Source organism: Corynebacterium sp. CTNIH16, assembly GCF_032821655.1.
In the GTDB taxonomy this organism is placed as follows: domain Bacteria; phylum Actinomycetota; class Actinomycetes; order Mycobacteriales; family Mycobacteriaceae; genus Corynebacterium; species Corynebacterium marquesiae.
The window spans coordinates 167,763-184,669 of the sequence record NZ_JAVBIG010000004.1 but is presented as its reverse complement, the minus strand read 5'-3'; the positions used below and the strand labels follow the sequence as shown (position 1 = coordinate 184,669).

The following is a 16,907-nucleotide window of genomic DNA, read 5'->3' as shown; positions in this document are numbered from 1 at the left end:
ATCAGGGGGATGCCGCCAAGCAAGTGCTGTCCTGCCCGCGCCAAATCTGGGCTGTGGGGCTTGGGTATGCGAAACTAATGGGCATGACAAGCACCGCTGTACCCGCCCAGTCAACGCCCGTGAGCGAGGATAACCGCACCGAGGCCTACCGCGCCGATGCGCTGACCCCTCGCGCAACCCTGCTGGGTATTGTGCTGGCCGCCCTGGCCGGTGGCATGGTAACGCTGCTGGGCTGGTTTGCCTTCAAGACGGTCTCGCTGCCGTCCTTTAATACCTCCATGGTCACCCGCGCGTTAACCACGGTGGGGGTGGTGCTCACGCTGGCCCTGGCCGGCGGGCTGTGCGTGTGGTGGCTCTATGACCACTACAAGGATTCCTTTACCCGGCCGCGCTGGCGGGCCTGGCTGACCTACGCGGTCACCTACCTCTCCCCGGCCCTGTTGACCCTGGCCGCCGTGGGCCTGCCGCTGTCCGCCTCCCGCTTGTGGCTCGATGGCGTGCAGGTGGACCAGGCCTTCCGCACCCAGTTCCTCACCCGTTCGGTGGATGAGATGGGCTATGCGGACATGAACTACCAGGACATGCCGTCCTTCTATCCGATTGGCTGGTTCTGGTTGGGCGGCCGCTTGGGTGCGCTCATGGGAATTCCGGGCTGGGAGGTCTACCAGCCCTGGGCGCTCATCTCCATTGCCGTGGCCGGCTGTATTTTGGTGCCCATCTGGCAGCGCCTGACCAGTTCCCTGCCGGTCGCCACCGCCATCGCCCTGGTGACCACCGCGATTACGCTCACCATCGCGGCCGAGGAACCCTATTCCGCGGTCATTGCCATGGGCCTGCCCGCCGTTGCGGTACTTAGCGCCCGGGCCTTCCGCAGCTCCTGGCTGGCCACCCTGGGAGTAACGCTCTACCTGGGCATTTCCGCTACGTTCTATACCCTTTTCACCGCTGCGGCCGCACTTACCGTAGTCAGCCTCATCGCGCTGATTACCGCGCTCTATGAGCATACGTGGCGCCCCATCCTGCGCCTGGTGATCACGGCGGTAGGCTCTATTGCCATCGCGCTCATCGCCTGGGGACCCTACGTATGGTCAGTCATGCACTCACCGGTGCCGCTGCAGACCACCGCGCAGCACTACCTGCCGGAGGAAGGCACGCAAATTCCAGTGCCTTTCTTGTCCTTGAGCATTGTGGGTTTCCTCTGCCTCATGGGGCTCATTTACATCGTCATCCGCCTCAATGACGTGGAGGTACGCGCGCTGGGCATCTCCCTCCTTGGCATCTACCTGTGGACCGTGACGTCTATGGTGGCAACCCTGGCCGGCACCACGCTGCTCAGCTTCCGCCTCGAGGTGATCGTGGTGCTCCTCTTTGCCACCGCCGGCATCCTGGCCCTGGCAGAGATTCGTCTACTCGGCGTGCACCGCCTCTACCCGGCGCGTTTTTCCCGCACCACCAATAAGCAGATCACCGCGGTCTTTGGCATCGTCTTGGCTTTGGCCGGCGTTTTCTATGCGCAGCAGATTCCAGAGGCCAACGAGGACGCCATCGATCACGCCTATAGCGATACCGATGGCTATGGCGAACGCGCGGACCGCTTCACCAGCGATTCCGCCCACTACTACCTGGTTATTCACAACTTCATTCAGGACCAAGGCTATACGCCGGATGAGACGGTGGTGCTCACGGATGAAAAGACCTTCATGTCTTATTACCCCTACTGGGGCTTTAACGCCTTTACCAGCCACTACGCCAATCCCTTGGGCGAGTTCAGCACCCGCAACGAGCAGATTGAAACTTGGGCCAATGATTCCTGGGATATGCAGCCGGAGGAGTTCCGCAAGGCCTTGGATTCTGCTCCCTGGCGCGGCCCGGATGTCATGATGTTCCGCGGCGATTTGGAAAATAAGGACGATGGTTTCAAGTTCCACCTGGCAGAAGATATCTATCCCAACCAGCCGAATATTCGCTACCGCGCGGTCTTCTTCAACGCCGATGTCTTTGACAAGGGCTGGAAGCTACAGCAAACCGGCCCCTTTGTAACAGCCGTTCGCACCAAGTAAGTTCACCCACACTTCCCGCCCGCGGCAGGGTGTGCCCGCGGGCCGAAGGGGTTATCTGACGTAAACTAATCGCCGTGTCAGATAGCCTCACTACGAATACCACCCAAGCGCGATCTGCCGCTGCCGGCTCCCGCTTCACCGCCGCCCCCGCGGGCCTGCGGTGGACCGCAATCATTGCCGGGCTGATTGGTTTCCTGTGTTTTGTAGCGACCCCGCTACTGCCGGTGACCCAAACCCAGTCCTCTTACGATTGGCCGCAGCATGATTCCGTGCAGTCCATCAACGCGCCACTCATTTCCGTCGCCCCAGAGGACCTGAAGGCCACCATCCCCATCTCCGCAGTCGATGAACTGCGCGAGGGCCAGTCCATGGTCTACGGCACCGTCCCACCGGAGTCCAAGAAGGCCTCCAACCGCGGCCTTTTCGTCCGTGCGAATGGCGAGGGCCTGTCCGTTGTGTCCTTGGATGAGGTGCTGCTTACTCTCAACGCCAAAGAGGTAGCCAAGCTCCCCAAGGACGCCAAGATTGAAATTTCCGCTACGGGCGATGGCACCTCCGTGAGCGTGGGCGAGCATGAAAAGACTACCGAGGAGGATCTGCGCCCGCAGGTCACCGGCGTTTATACCGAAATCGACGAGAAGGCTGACGTGCAAGCCCTGCTTGACGACGGCCTCAATGTCCACGTCGATATCAACTCCCGCTTTACCTCGTCCCCGACGTTGCTCAAGACCATTGCCATGTGGCTGGGCATCGCCATGGTGGCCGTGTCCCTGTTCTGCCTATGGCGCATCGACCGCCTCGATGGACGCCGCTTCGGTTTCATGCCTGAGACGTGGAAGAAGGTGCGCCCGCTCGATGGCGTGGTGGCCGCAATTTTGGGATTCTGGTACATCCTCGGCGCCAATACCTCGGATGATGGCTTCATCTTCTCCATGAGCCGCGTCTTCGATCACGCGACCTACATGGCCAATTACTACCGCTGGTACGGCGTGCCGGAGGCGCCCTTTGGCTCCCCCTATTACGACCTAGTTGCCGTACTCTCCCAGATTTCTACCGCCTCGGTCTTCGTGCGCCTGCCGGGCCTGATTTCCGGGCTCATCATCTGGTTTATCCTTTCCCGCGAGATGCTGCCGCGCTTTGGCCAGCTTGTCGACGGCCGTCGGGTCGCCCACTGGACCGCAGCACTGATGTTCCTGGCCTTCTGGCTGCCGTATAACAACGGCACCCGCCCAGAGCCCATCGTGGCGCTCGGCGTGATGTTTACCTGGGCTTCCTTCGAGCGCGCCATTGCCACCCGCCGCCTGCTTCCGGCGGCCGTGGGCACCATCGCGGCGACTATTACTTTGGCCGCCGGCCCGACCGGCCTTTTTGCCGTGGGCGTCTTCCTCGTCAGCCTGCCGCACCTTTTCCGCGCCATGGCCGAGCGCGTGCCGTCCATGGGCGGTGGCGCCCTCGGCTGGCTTTCGCTCATTGCGCCGTTCCTGAGCGCTGGCACCGCCATCATGGTCGCCGCCTTTGGTGACCAGACGCTCTCTACCGTGCTGGAGTCCACCCGCGTGCGCTCCGAGGTCGGCCCCTCCCTGCCGTGGTACGCCGAGTACGCGCGCTACTCCACCCTCTTCCAGGAATCGGTGGACGGCTCGCTCACCCGCCGCTTCGCGGTCTTCACCATGCTCTTTTGCCTGGTTCTTATCGTGGCGGCCTTTATCAAGGACCGTCGCGTCGTTGGTGCTGCCGTCGGCCCGACCCAGCGCCTGCTCATCATCGTGGCACTGTCCATGTTCTTCCTCATGTTCACCCCCACCAAGTGGACCCACCACTTTGGCATCTACGCCGGCGTGGCCGGTGTCATCGCCGCCCTCGGCGCCGTGGTGCTCTCCCAGTTTGCGCTGCGCTCGCCGCGCGCTCGCACCTTCGCCATCGCCGCGGTGGTCTTCTTGCTCGCGATCTCCTTCGCCGGATGGAACGCGTGGTGGTACGTATCCTCCTTTGGCATTCCGTGGTGGGATCGCACGGTGCAATTCAAGGCCATCGAGGCCAATAAGGTGCTGCTCGCCATCGCGCTGGTCATCTTCGCCATCGGCATAGTGCAGTCCCTGCGCCATAGCTACCGCAAGTCCCAAGCAGAAGAAGCCGGAGCCCTGGCGGAATTTGAGAAGAATGCCGCCGCCAAGGTCTCGCGTTCGGCCGGAATCATGTCCGCGCCTATCGCCCTTGCCTGCGCCATCGTGGTTGCCCTTTCTTGTGCTTCCTTTGCCAAGGCCACCGTCTCCCAGGCGGATTCCTACTCCGTGGGCAAGGGCAACTTGGCTTCCCTGCGCGGCAATACCTGCGCGCTGGCGGATCAGACCATGGTCGAGACCAATACCAATGACTCCTTCCTGACCCCGGTCGAAGGCGACTTGGGCGATTCCCTGGTGGACCAGGACGAGACCCACAAGGGCTTCGATCCAAACTTCATCCCCGAATCCATCGAGCCGGAAAACCAGAATTCCGCCTCCGTAGGTGCCATCGCGGATGGCTCCAGCGACTCATCCTCCGATAGCGCGGAGACCGCTACCTCGGGTGCGGATACCGAATCCGGCGGTAACAGCGATTCCGCTGATTCCCAGGAGACAAAGAATAAGCAAGACAAAAAGGACAAAAAGTCCAAGGAAACTACCAATACCTCGGAGGGTGGAGTACGCGGCACTGAGGGTGTCAATGGCTCTACCATGCACCTGCCGTTCAATCTGGATTACACCAAGGTCCCGGTACTTGGCTCTTATTCGGAGGAGCAAGATTCTACCTCTGAGGTAACCACCAAGTGGTACAACCTGCCAGAGGCCAAGGACAATACTCCCGTGCTCGCCGTATCTGCAGCCGGCAATATCTACCACCACGACGTCAACGGGGTGGAGCAAGAAGGCATGGAGCTTAGCCTCGAGTACGGCACCATCGATGACTCCGGAAAGGTCACCAATACTGGCGAGGAAGAACTCTCCGCCGTTGGTGCCACGCCAAAGTGGCGCAACCTGCGCCTGCCGCTGGATAAGTTGCCAAAGGATGCCAACGTGGTGCGCCTGGTAGCAACGGATGACTCCACCGATGAGGATGACTGGCTGGCCTTTACTCCACCGCGCGTCCCAGAGCTGGATACCATCAATAACCAGTTCTCCAAAGACACCCCGGCGCTGCTGGACTGGGCCGTAGCCCTGCAGTTCCCATGCCAGCGCACCTTTGACCACTTTGCCGGCGTCACGGAAATTCCGGAATACCGCATCTTGCCGGATTCCTCGGCACAGACCTCCCTGACGGATTTCCAGTCCTTCTCCGGCGGTGGCGCCATGTCCACCGCGGAGGCGGTCAACTACTCCTATGAGATCCCGAGCTACCTCAATAATGACTGGGCACGCGACTGGGGTGCCATTGAAAAGTACGAGCTGCGTACCGATTCACAAGGCAATGCCCCAGTCCCAGCCGAGATTGATTATGAGGACATTACCCGTTCCGGACTGTGGAAAGACTCCGAGATGAAGATTCGCCCCGAGGGCGAAGAGTAGTCTCACCTGCGGCCGCGCCCCGGCCTCGCTGCGGGGCGCGCACTCGCCGCACTATCCAATCGACTAGGAAAAAGAGCAACAGCGAAGCGCCAAAGAGCGGCGCGATGACTGAGTAGGCCACCACCCCCGCCAGCACGGCGGGGGTAATTTTTAGCTCGGGCAGGCTGCGACGCGGTTTTATCCACCACATCCACAGGCCTGCGCCACTCACCACGAGCAGTCCCAAGGCCAGCGCCGCCAATGCAACCTGGCTATAGATGCCAAAGAGCGTACCCATGTGCAACTGGATGAGCCACGAGGTTAGCTGTGCGGCAAGCGGCCAGTCGGCAGAATTGATGCGGTCGATGACCTCCCCGTTCGGGGTCACTGCTACGGCATCGCTGCGCAGCTTGAAGGCTGCACGAGCCTCGCGCACACCCCACGCATCGCCTGGCTTTTCCGGTGGGGTCATTTCCAGAACCCCGGTCAATCCTTGGCTGCGAGCTGCCGATAATGCGGTTTGGGCCCCGGCAAGTTCTGCAGCGCCCTCGTGTCCCGCATGACCCGCATGACCCGCATGGTTCTTGTGACCAGCGTGGCCGGAATGCCCAGCATGCTCCCCCGCTCCAGTACTAGCCCCCACTTCTGCAACGGAGGTCGCCACGGACGGTTCCTTCCAATTGAGTTCCTCACGCACCTTGCCAATACTTGTGCCCGCCACCAGCGACCATGTCAGCCCAGTAACGGTCAAGAAGAGGAAGCCCGGCAGCAACCAGGCACCCACGCGGGCGTGCAGCGCTAGCACCTTGGAGGGCTGCTTCTTATTCCTTTGCTTACGCTTGAGCCATAGGTACAGACCGACGATGCTCAGCGCGCCGAGCCACGAGGCCGCAAGTTCGGCATAGAGGCAGCCCGGCTCGCCTAGCCACAAAGTGCGGTGACCATTAGAGGCCCACGTGCGGAAAGGTAGCGCCCGCGAGCCGCCATATTGTTGTAGTTCGCCAGTGATGTGTAGGTCCACCGGGTCTACAAAGACGGCCTGGGTATAGCTGGAGTTGGGGGCGGTGGGGTCGTCGAAAAGCACGCGGGTGGTCTCCTGCGGATCTTCGGAAGGCTCGACTCGAACTACGTCCCCGTCCGGGTGCTGGCGCTGGGCGGCGGCAATCTGTTCATCGAGGCTGCGCGGGCTGCCTTGCGCGGTGGCGGTTACCTCATCGTGGTAAATCCACGGTTCAAAGGTAGGTGCCAAGGCATAGAGAAACCCGCTTAATGCTGCGACTATGAGGAAGGGCGCAATGATTACGCCGGCGAATTTATGCAGGCGCGATAGCGCGCCATGAGTGGATATGGTCATGCGGAACTAGTCGCACTCCTATTGAAACTAGTTCCTTTTTAGCATGGAACCTCCAGGGAATTGTTATTTTTCTAGCTCGCCTGCCAGGAACGTGGCCGCATCCCGCACGCGCTGCCGGGCTACCGCCGGGGTAGACACGCGGTGGGTGGAAACATAATCGCGCGCAACGGCACCGGGCACGCAAACGCGCGCGGCAATCTCATCCTCGGTTGCGGTTTGCACGAAGGTGTGCGGACTTAGCTCAGATAGGTCCGCCGGGATTTCGTATCCGCCGCGCAGCTCCTCCGGCAGATTTGCAAGGGCGTCGCAATCGGGGAAGGTGAGCAGGAGGGCGTCGGCAGGCACGAGCGCCGCCAGCGCCCCGCCGGAAGAATACCCCCAGGTAGTAACGCTAGAAGCGCCCTGCGCGCGGGCATAGTCGATGGCTTGCTGTACTGCACTGACCATCTCTGCCACGGTGTGCTCGGGGGCGAGCGGATAATCCACGTCAATAATGGTGGTGCCGGATAGCTGCGCGGCGGCGGCTACCTCGGGGCGCCACTGCATCTCCAACGCCTGACCGTCACCGCGCCACCAACCGCCCGAATGCAGCGAGACCGCCCAACGGCCGGTTGGCTTTGTGGGCTGGAAGATGGCGCCTACCTCGGAGTCTTCTACACTAATGCCCTCCGTGTACGCAGTGCCCGGTAGCGCATGGTCCACCGCAGTACCGAGCACCATCATTGCCGCATGGGTAATGCGATCCGGCAAGAGCGCGCAATATTGGTCCGCCTCAGGGGAGCCGCCCCCGGCCCACGGCGGGCGAAAATCCGGGGTGTCATAGTGGGCATCGATATAGGCAACGAGCTGCTCGAGCTGTTCCTTCTCCTCCATCTGACGGTCCTGACCGCCGATGTGCCACTCCTGGCCGGGCTCCAGCGGGCGGTGCGGGTCCTGGTTAGCGTCTGCGTTAGTCATGCCACCGAGCCTACGCGCACCGCCTACCGGCGGAAAGGGCTACCAAATGGTGACGCGATCCTCCGGCGCAATATACATGGCAGAATCCTCTGCAATCTCAAAGGCCTCGTAGAACTCCGCAATATTGGCCGCAATGAGGTTACAGCGGAACTCCGCCGGCGAGTGCGGGTCAATGGCGAGGTACTGGGTGGCCATCTCTGGACGGATGGCGGTGCGCCAAACGCGGGCCCAGGCGAGGAAGAAGCGTTGTAGGCCGTTGTAGGTGTGCTCGGCCAGCTCTGGCTCGGCTCCATCTACCTCGAACTTCTCCTCCTTGCCCTGCAGGTCAATGCCCTTATCGGCGCAGTAGTTCTGGAAAGCCACCACAGCGATACCCAAACCGCCTAGGTCACCGATATTTTCACCCAGGGTGAAGCTGCCATTTACACCGGTGGATTCGATGCCGGCTTCCTTGAGCACCGTCGGCACTTGGCCGTTGAATTGCTCCACCAGCTTGGCGGTGAGCTTTTCAAAGGCGGCGCGGTCCTCATCGGACCACCAGGAATTCAGGTTGCCCTGGCCGTCAAACTGCGAGCCCTGATCATCAAAGCCATGACCAATCTCGTGGCCGATGACGGCACCGATGGCACCGAAGTTTTCTGCGGCATCGGCCTCTGGGTTATAGAACGGCGGGCGCAGGATAGCTGCCGGGAAGGTGATGTCATTGACCACTGGGTTATAAAAGGCGTTGACCGTCTGCGGGGTGGTCACCCACTCGTCGCGATCGGCTGGCTTGCCAATCTTGGCCAGCTCAAAGTCATGGGAGAAAGCGGAGCCGGCGCGGGCATTAGCCAGCAGGTCCCCACCCTTAGCGGAGACCTCGAGGCCAGAGTAATCGCGCCAGGAATCCGGGAAGCCAATCTTGGCCTTGAACTGGGAGAGCTTTTCCAGCGCGCGCTCGCGGGTGGCCGGCGTCATCCACTCCAGCTGAGAGATGCGCTCGCGGTAGGCGGCGATGAGGTAGTCCACCAGCTCATCCATCTCACGCTTGGAGGAGGCCGGGAAGTGCTTTTCCACGAATACTTGGCCAATCTCTTCGCCCACTAGGGATTCGGCCAAGCCCACGGCGCGCTTCCAGCGGTCGCGCTGCTGGGTAGCGCCGGAGAGCTTGGTGCCATAGAACTCGGAGTTCTTCGCGCCTACTTCCTCGGGCAGCATAGCCGCGCGGGAGCGCAGGATGTGCCAGGTGGCCCACAGCTGCCAATCGGCCATGTGCTCGGAGGTAAAGAGGCTCTCGAAGTGCTCGAGATAAGACGGCATCATATTGACCACGCGGTGCTCTGGCAGGTTGCCGCCGGAGAGCAAAGCGCGGGTCATGGTGGGTAGCTCGCTAAACTCGCACGGGTTATAGGTCTTGACCGCATCGCGGGTGGAGACCACATCCCAATGGCCAGCGGCCAGCTCCTTTTCCAAGCTGACGATGCGGTGGGCTGCTACCTCGGCGCCCAGGCCAAAGAGGCGGGCTGGGTCGAGGAATTCCAGCATTTCGGCCACGTGCTTTTCATAAGCGCTCAGCGTTTCCGCGTGGGCTTCCTCGCGGTAATAAGCCTCATCCGGCAGGCCCAGGCCGGATTGAATGACATAAGCAATGGCGTCCTCGGAACCGGAGTCCTTGGATACCCAGAAGGTCACCGGGGAGCCAACTCCGGTGCGCTCAAGTTCACCCAGGCGCTGTGCCAGTTCCTCGGGGTCGGCCGCGCTCAGGCGGTCCAGGTCCACATCCAATGGAGCCATACCGGCCGCGTTGACTCCCTCGGTATCCATGAAGGAGGCATAGAGCTTGCCTGGGCGGCCGGTGTCCTTTTCCACGATCTCATGGACGAGTTCTTCGGCTTCGTCGCGCAGCGCGTGGAAAGTGCCGTCCACGCCGCGATCATCGGGAATGACATGGCTTTCCAGCCAGGGTCCATTGACTAGTTGATAAAGATCTTTCATGCCTGCCACTCTAGGTCAAAGCAGCAAGATAAGGTGTGGGCTATGGAATTTTATCGCTTTCCTCCAGCGCATCCACGGCGTCTTTTCCTCGCCGTCATTGCGTTCGTGGCGGTGGTTCTCGCTTTGCCCACAATTGTGCAGGCGGCGCTGGCGGATTCCTCCGCGGACGTCGAGCAGGTTACCCTCGCAGAGCCTAGCCAGGACTGGGAGATTGACGTTCCCGATCTCTACTGCGAGCGCGATTATGAATCCCTCGCCAGCATCGGCTGGAACTGCGGCGATGTCAGCGTACAAGCCACCCTTACCGAGGATGCCAAAGACGATGCCACCACCTTGCGCCGCATGGTCCGCGCCCTAACCATGGCACCCTTGCCGGCCGATGCCCCTACCTTCGACGGCACCAACGGGGCACTCCTGCTTGCCGACGCCCCCTCCTCCACCGCCGCCCTCTCCCTCGACGGCACCGGCGAAGACGAAAACAAGGATTGGGTGGTCACCGTGACCGGCAAGGGCGATCAGGCCCGGGCCACCACCTCCCGCATCTGGCATGCCTTCGGCCAAGAGGATCTGCCCGCTGCGGCCGAAGCAGAATTCGCTGACTTCTCCGGGGAGTTGATGTACTAGATGTCTAAGCTCTTTCGCACCACGCTGTGGATCCTTTCCGGCGTTGGCCTCATCGCCTTCTTTTTCCAGACGCTGAGCACATTTTTGATCTCTCCGCTGATGGGCCTGCTCAGCCTGCTCATCGCCGCCGTTCTCGTGGCGCTGGTCATCTTCCTGCTGCAGCGCAGCCCCATGTGGGCCCGCCCGGCGCGCCTGTGGGCCCTACTGGCTTTCCTTTGGGGCGGCGGGGTGGCCGTAGCCCTAGCGCTTATCAGCTCCGGTCCTGTCATGCAGCTTGCCATCGACACCGGCTGGGTGGATGCCATGATGTCCTGGAGCGGCGCCTACCCAGAGGAAATCTCCAAGACTACCGGCGTTATCTTCGTGCTCATGTCCTTCCGCCAGCTCAACCGCCCCTGGCATGGCTGGATGGTGGGCGCAGTGGTGGGCCTAGGCTTCGAGGCCTGCGAAAACATCCTCTACGGCGCCATGGGCGCCACCATGCACCCCGATAGCGATATTCAGGGCCTATTTGAGATGTGGGGCCTGCGGCTTATCGCCGGCCCAGGCCTACACGTCTTGCTCACCGCACTGGCTGGTTGGGGCATCGGCTGGGCACTCTATGCCGCCGCCAAACCACTGTGGTGGCGCCTCGGCGTCTTTCTCGGCTGCCTAGCCGCCGCTTTTCTCCTCCACTTTTGCTGGAACTACCTGCACGATTCCGAGGTGGCCGCCATTATCCAGGCCGTCACGGTAGCGCTTATCCTCTACCCGCTGAGCATCTGGCTGGTGCTGCGCGGTAATAAGCTCGCCAAGACCGATGAGAGCTATAGCCACAGCACCGCTGAAGACGCCCTCGCCTACATCCGCTAAAGCCTCCGACCACTCTGCACAACAAGCGCGTTTCGCCCTTTTCACACCACGTGAGAGACGAAACGTGCTTGTTCTGTATCTGGTTTGGCTCCGCAAATCCTAGTTGCACACGCGCATCGGCGTTACCTGCGCCAACGCCTGGTTCGCGCTCGCGCACGCCTGACGCTCGTAGCTCGCTGCCGTGCGGGTGGCATCTCGGATTGCCTGTCGCGCTGGGCCTTGCAGATGCAGATCGTGCTCGATACGAGCTCCAATGGCCTCGCTAGAACCGGTGGGGATTGCGCCTGGGGCATTATGTACGGCACGGGTGACATCTGCGGTATGAGTGCCCGCATCACCGTAGGTATTGGCGGCGACGGTAAAACCAGGGGCGGTGGATACCGAAGCATGGATGCGGCGATTATCGGACCAGCCAAACTTGCTACCGATAACCCCAGGAATCCGGGAGGTACCAAAATCCTGCCGGTAGCCATCGGCAGCCACAGGGGCGGCGTTTGCCATGCCGGTCATGATGGGTGCGGCAATGGGATCGTGCTGGATACGCGAGGTGAACCGCGCTACATCCTCAGTGGAGGTCGTGGTCGTTCCCCAATACCCGGTGTAATGCGTTCCGCGCAGACCGAACTCGTGGATAATGCTGGGAATAGCCTGCGGGTAGCGGCGATCCAAGTCGGTAGCCACGTTGTCATCGCTCACACGGATCATGTGCTCCACGCGGGCTTTATCGGCCGGCGCGCCGTATTTTAGGACCCAATAGCCTAAGTAGAGCTTGCTTAAAGACAGCGCGGGGCGAGACTCATGGGCATTAGCGGTGGAGACAGTCGCGCCAGAATCATGTCGGACGGTAATTTGGGTGCGCGCGGGCACGGCGTGCGGATCGAGGGTGACAGCCTGGGCGGCAGGGACAATAGCGAGGGAAAGTGCGGTAACCAGGGAACCTACCGCCAGCTTTTTCATCATGAAAATATCTTAGCGTCACCGTGGGTATTACGCACCGGCTTCTACGAGCAGCACTCCCCCGACAATGAGCACCACGCCCAAAGACTTTAACCAAGTAAACGGCTCCTTGAACAGGAGATACGAGGCAATGGCGGTAAGCGCAACGCCAGTAGCAGCCCAGATGCCGTAGGCCACGCCGAGATCCATGCCGGCCTTGAGCACGAGCGCCAAGAAGCCGTAGGCAGAGACATAACACAGGGCGACGAGCACCACCCAGAAGCGGCGCCCAGTCACTGCGGACATGCGCAGGCACAGCGTGCCGGAAACCTCGATGGCGGTGGCGAGGAAAAGAAGGAACCAAATCATTGCGGCGCCACCTTCACAGTGTGGTCTTGATCCTCATCTGGTTTCGCACCCATTTCCACGCAGAATACGCCGGCCATAATGAGTGCGATTCCGGCAAGTTTTACTGCGCCGAGCGGCTCGCCAAATAGCGCGGCGGACAGCAACGCGGTGGAAATGACCCCACCGGATGCCCAGAGTCCATAAGCCACGCCCACGTTGACGCCTTCTTGCATTACGCGGTGCAGGAGCACAAAAGCAAGGATGAAGCAGAAGGCGGCCACGCCGTAGATCCAGACATACTCCACGGCGTACTTCAGCGCGACGGTGCCCACGACTTCGCTGGCAATCGCGAGAAAGAGAATGACCCAGGCCCTCACTCCATCAACTCCTGTAATTCGCGGGCGTCGACTCCGTGCTCGTGCATTTTAACGCGGCCGTTGGCGTGCGCGATGGCCTCGCGATCCCAGAACTCCGCGGCGCGGGCGGGATCGTGGGAGGCGCCATCGGCGCGGACCACGCGCCACCATGCAGCGCCGGCACCGTGGCGTTTTAGTACGGTACCGACGTTGCGCGCACCGCAGTCGGCCACCTTGGCCACCTCACCATAGGAGGTGACGTTGCCGGGCGGAATCACGGCAACGACCGCCAATACACGTTTGACCAGTGGCGATTCACTCATCGCAATTATTGCGAGTCGAGGCCCAGCACATCATCCGACTCGGTGGGCTCTTCTTCGGGGGCGTCTTCGACCTCGGTGAGAGTGATGGTTGCACCGGTGGAATCGGCCAAAAGGCACATGCGGCCGAAGGGCGAATCCCACGGTTCACGGATGACCTCGCCGCCTAATTCCACGGCCTTCTTCGCAGCGGTGTCGATATCGCGCACGCCCAAATAGGTCTGCCAGAAGCTCGGAACCTGCGGCGGGAACTGCCCCTCGGCGTTCCACAGGCCGGCAAACGGCGCACCGTCTTCTTCCGCGGTGGCGTAGATAAAGTTCTCATCCTCGGACTGCATGGCGCGGATCTCCCAATTGAATAGCTCGCCATAAAAATTCATCGCGCTCTGGAAGCCCGAGGTAGCGGTGAGCTCGTGCCAGACCGGGGTGCCGGGCTCGCCAGCGGCAACGAAGTGCTCTGGGCCGGCGGGTTGAATGAGGCCAAACATGCCTCCGGCGGCGTCGACAAGCAGGGCCATGTGCCCCAGCTGCACCTGCTGCGGCTCCACAAGGATGCGCCCGCCCAAGTTCTGCGCGCGCTGGCAATCGCCCGCAATGTCCTTGGACAGGAAGTAGGTCACCCACGTATCCGGCATGGGGGCCTCCTCCGGCTGCGGGATCAACCCAGCGATGGGCAGCCCTTGCAGGCGCGCCATCTGGTACGGATTATCTTCGCCGGACTCGGCGGAAATTTCCCAGCCCAGCACCTGCTCGTAAAAGTGTGCGGACTTGCGCGGGTCCGAGGTGGTCAGGTCAATCCAGTAGGGCATGCCCACTTCAGCTTCGAATGCTGGCATCTACATATTCCTCCACTTTTCCGGATCAAAGTCATCGTCGGCCGTGGCTTCATCAAAGTAATCATCGTCATCATCCGGCTCGCCCACGCGCGCGCAAGCATCCTCGATGCACACCTCGTCGCCTGGGTGGAGCATGGCACCCCGGCGCGTTTCGGGTTCGCCATTGACCGTGACCACGCCTTCTGCGATGAGTTCTTTAGCCTCGCCGCCGGTAGCCACCAAGCTGGCCAGCTTGATGAACTGGCCCAATTTGATGGAGTCGCCGTTGATAGGAATGTCTAGCATGCCGCCCAGCTTACCCAGCCCGCGCGCGGCTATAGCTACGGGTGGGCGATATGGAAGAAATCCAGGACCGTATCGGTGGTCCACTCCGCCCTCACCAGCCCGGAATGGTCCGTGGCCCCGCCATTCCACGTGTGCGTGCCACCGTGGATGGTGTATTGCTCGGTGCGCGCATCACATACCCGCCAGGTAAAGTGCTCCACCGCTTCTTTCCGACGCCTCTTTGGAAACGGGTTACACCTATTCTCCCTGGCAATCCCGCGCAGCGATTGCTTTACCGAGCGGTAGTGCGCGCCGTGCTGGTGCCCGCCATCGTAATTCATGAGCACGTCCTCGGTGCCGTGAATATCCAGGTAATCGGTGGGTTCGCTGGCGCAGTTCTTTTCCACGCGGTCATACTTGGCTGCCGAGACCGTCGCCACCGCCTCGAATAGGCCCGGCCGCTTGCAGCTCACCGCGCGGGCAAATCCGCCACCATTGGAAAAGCCCACGCCATAGGTGGTCTCAGAGGCGGGATAGTGACGGCGGACGAAATCGATCGTGTCATCGACGTATGTGAGGTCATCGTCCAAGCTGGTTACCGCATACGGTGCTGGCGCCCATGCCTTGCCCGCGCCTTGGACGAAGACCGTGATGGCATCGCCCTGGGAGAGGTCGGTGCCTTTGAACATATTGCCGGCGTCCATCTCATAGCCGTGCATTGCCACGACCACGGGCAGGCGGTGGTGCTTATCCGCGTTAAACGGCACGTGGACCACAAAGCTGCGGTCATTGCGCAGGTTAATGATCTGGTACTGGCCATTGGCCGTTGTGCCTTGGTCCGGCAGCGTGGTGATATAGCCATCGGCCGCGCCGTGCGATTCATTCGGCACGCTGCCCGGCCGCGGCGGTTCTTCCTCGCAGCCTGCCATGAGCCCAGCGGCCGCGCATAACCCAGCGCATAGAGCCAGTGTTTTCTTGCCTACCTTAGTCACGGGCGCGCAGCTTCACCGCAGTGCCGGTGGCAGTGACCATCAACATGTCATTCGAGGTGCCCATGGGCGAATAATCAAAGGCGATGCCCACCACGCCATCGGCCCCGAGCTCCTGCCCGCGGCGCCACAACTCATCGAGTGCCGCCTCGCGTGCCTTGATGGCTTCGCTTTCGTATCCAGCAGAGCGTCCACCGGTGATATTGCGGAGGGATGCCCCGACATCCTTCAGCATATTAATACCGATGACGGTCTCCCCGGCGATAATGCGGATATAGTCCGTAATCTCATAACCATCAACGGTATTAGTAGTGGTAAAAATCATGGCCCCAGATTACATCGCTATAAGGCCACGCACTCCTTCAAAAAGGATGATGATACCCAGCAGCAGGAAGACCACGCCGCTGACAATATCCACCCAGGCGGAGTTCTTAGCCATCCACTTTGAGACCGCACGAGTACTTAAAGCCACGCCTACAAAGAGCACGAGGCTTTCCAGAATCAATACGGCACCCACCATGAGATTGGCGCCAATGCCCATACCGGGATCAATGAAATTGGCAAAGATAGCGCCGAAGAAAATGACCACCTTGGGGTTCGAGAGATCGCAGATAAACCCCATGCGATAGGCGGTGGCCGCCTTGATAATGCCGTCCGGCGTAAACCCGCGCGGCTGCGGGGCGCGGGTTTCGGTGCCCACTACGGTTGCGGGTGCGCGGCGCTCCTTAATGCCACCGGTAATGGCGGTATAGGCCATCCACAGCAGGTAACAGCCACCGAGAACCTGCAGCGCCACGAGGATGCCAGGGTGCGCAGAAATCAGCGCGGATAGCCCCGCCAAGGAGGCCACGGTCCAAATGGTAAGGCCGGTGGTACTACCAAGCGCCGCCCATACGGCTGCGCGCGTAGAACGCGCACCTAAGCGAATGATTTGCACTACGTCTGGGCCCGGCGAGGCCATCGCCGCGAACCACACGCCCATTAAGGTCACCAGGGCGCTAATAGCCACCTAACACCTCCATACTCGCATGCTATTGGATTAACGCATGCCACTATAAGGGCCCTCTCACCTGCAGCGAAACAGGTAAGTTTTTTGATTTAGGTAGCTCCTATATCAACTCTTTTATAGAAATCCGCCACCTGCACTAACCGAAGAGCTCGATAGCGCCCTCCACGGCCATAACGAGTCCCAGCACCGCAAAGATAAGACCGGAAACGATATCGATGGCCGCGGAGTGGTGCGCAATCCAGCGCGATGCCGCGCGCACAATGAGCGCAAAAGTAGAAAACCAGGTCACCCACATCGCCACGAGGATTACCGCCACCGCAACGGTCCAAGTGGGCGACATATCGGGGCGAATAAACTGCGCAAAAACTGCGCCGAAGAATCTGCATCTAGTCGGTTACGGCAACTGGAACGGCGAGGGCTCGGCAACGCTGATGAGGGTTGGGGCCTTTATCAAACACACTGCCCAGGTAGTCGCAGGCTGTGTCGATGAGACTCGGCAGCACTCCG

Annotated in this window: 17 protein-coding genes; 4 read left to right on the top strand and 13 right to left on the bottom strand. The window is 61.1% G+C overall.

The window, feature by feature from the left end; all coding sequences use genetic code 11:
- Positions 1-83 precede the first annotated feature (83 nt).
- Both RAE04_RS05695 and RAE04_RS05690 read left to right on the top strand, forming a co-directional pair.
- A complete protein-coding gene (locus tag RAE04_RS05695; RefSeq protein WP_317026717.1) occupies positions 84-2,060 on the top strand; it encodes a galactan 5-O-arabinofuranosyltransferase in 1,977 nt (658 codons plus the stop codon).
- Positions 2,061-2,134: 74 nt separating this feature from the next.
- Positions 2,135-5,602 (top strand): arabinosyltransferase domain-containing protein, encoded by a 3,468-nt coding sequence (locus tag RAE04_RS05690; RefSeq protein WP_317026716.1) that lies wholly within the window; start codon positions 2,135-2,137, stop codon positions 5,600-5,602.
- Here the strand turns inward: RAE04_RS05690 and RAE04_RS05685 are convergent.
- The 3 genes from RAE04_RS05685 to RAE04_RS05675 form a co-directional block, all read right to left on the bottom strand.
- Positions 5,541-6,935: a PepSY domain-containing protein gene (locus tag RAE04_RS05685; RefSeq protein ID WP_317026715.1), complete on the bottom strand. Its 1,395-nt coding sequence runs from the start codon at positions 6,933-6,935 to the stop codon at positions 5,541-5,543. The genes RAE04_RS05690 and RAE04_RS05685 overlap by 62 nt on opposite strands.
- 63 nt (positions 6,936-6,998) lie before the next feature.
- Entirely contained in the window at positions 6,999-7,892 is an 894-nt protein-coding gene (locus RAE04_RS05680) for an alpha/beta hydrolase (protein ID WP_317026714.1), read from the bottom strand.
- A 39-nt stretch (positions 7,893-7,931) separates the two neighbouring features.
- Positions 7,932-9,866 carry a M13 family metallopeptidase gene (locus tag RAE04_RS05675; RefSeq protein WP_317026713.1) on the bottom strand — a complete coding sequence of 645 codons (1,935 nt, stop codon included), beginning with the start codon at positions 9,864-9,866 and terminating at the stop codon, positions 7,932-7,934.
- A 42-nt stretch (positions 9,867-9,908) separates the two neighbouring features.
- On the opposite strand from RAE04_RS05675, the gene RAE04_RS05670 reads away from it, so the two are divergent.
- A complete protein-coding gene (locus RAE04_RS05670) occupies positions 9,909-10,490 on the top strand; it encodes a hypothetical protein (protein WP_317026712.1) in 582 nt (193 codons plus the stop codon).
- Positions 10,491-11,342, top strand: a complete 852-nt coding sequence (locus RAE04_RS05665; RefSeq protein ID WP_317026711.1) for a PrsW family intramembrane metalloprotease — start codon at positions 10,491-10,493, stop codon at positions 11,340-11,342. It begins immediately after the preceding gene.
- 99 nt (positions 11,343-11,441) lie between these two features.
- On the opposite strand, the gene RAE04_RS05660 is transcribed toward RAE04_RS05665, so the two are convergent.
- From RAE04_RS05660 to RAE04_RS05615, 10 genes are all read right to left on the bottom strand, one after another.
- Entirely contained in the window at positions 11,442-12,302 is an 861-nt protein-coding gene (locus RAE04_RS05660) for a hypothetical protein (protein WP_317026710.1), read from the bottom strand.
- A gap of 27 nt (positions 12,303-12,329) precedes the next feature.
- On the bottom strand, positions 12,330-12,647 hold the full coding sequence (locus RAE04_RS05655; RefSeq protein ID WP_005329765.1) for a DMT family transporter: 318 nt from the start codon (positions 12,645-12,647) through the stop codon (positions 12,330-12,332).
- Complete coding sequence (locus RAE04_RS05650; protein WP_269946568.1) at positions 12,644-13,003, bottom strand: DMT family transporter; 360 nt, start codon at positions 13,001-13,003, stop codon at positions 12,644-12,646. The genes RAE04_RS05655 and RAE04_RS05650 overlap by 4 nt, the downstream gene beginning before the upstream one ends.
- The gene (locus RAE04_RS05645; RefSeq protein WP_317026709.1) at positions 13,000-13,305 is read right to left on the bottom strand and encodes an MGMT family protein; all 306 of its coding nucleotides are present in this window, start codon (positions 13,303-13,305) and stop codon (positions 13,000-13,002) included. The genes RAE04_RS05650 and RAE04_RS05645 overlap by 4 nt, the downstream gene beginning before the upstream one ends.
- A 5-nt stretch (positions 13,306-13,310) precedes the next feature.
- A complete protein-coding gene (locus RAE04_RS05640; RefSeq protein ID WP_317026708.1) occupies positions 13,311-14,138 on the bottom strand; it encodes a VOC family protein in 828 nt (275 codons plus the stop codon).
- Positions 14,139-14,423 (bottom strand): RNA-binding S4 domain-containing protein, encoded by a 285-nt coding sequence (locus RAE04_RS05635; protein WP_005323225.1) that lies wholly within the window; start codon positions 14,421-14,423, stop codon positions 14,139-14,141.
- 35 nt (positions 14,424-14,458) lie between these two features.
- The gene (locus tag RAE04_RS05630; RefSeq protein WP_317026707.1) at positions 14,459-15,394 is read right to left on the bottom strand and encodes an esterase; all 936 of its coding nucleotides are present in this window, start codon (positions 15,392-15,394) and stop codon (positions 14,459-14,461) included.
- The gene (locus RAE04_RS05625; protein WP_317026706.1) at positions 15,387-15,716 is read right to left on the bottom strand and encodes a YbjQ family protein; all 330 of its coding nucleotides are present in this window, start codon (positions 15,714-15,716) and stop codon (positions 15,387-15,389) included. Before RAE04_RS05625 ends, RAE04_RS05630 begins: the two co-directional genes overlap by 8 nt.
- 9 nt (positions 15,717-15,725) lie before the next feature.
- Entirely contained in the window at positions 15,726-16,400 is a 675-nt protein-coding gene (locus tag RAE04_RS05620) for a LysE family translocator (protein WP_198492333.1), read from the bottom strand.
- Positions 16,401-16,536: 136 nt separating this feature from the next.
- The gene (locus RAE04_RS05615) at positions 16,537-16,740 is read right to left on the bottom strand and encodes a hypothetical protein (protein WP_269946573.1); all 204 of its coding nucleotides are present in this window, start codon (positions 16,738-16,740) and stop codon (positions 16,537-16,539) included.
- Positions 16,741-16,907: the final 167 nt, after the last annotated feature.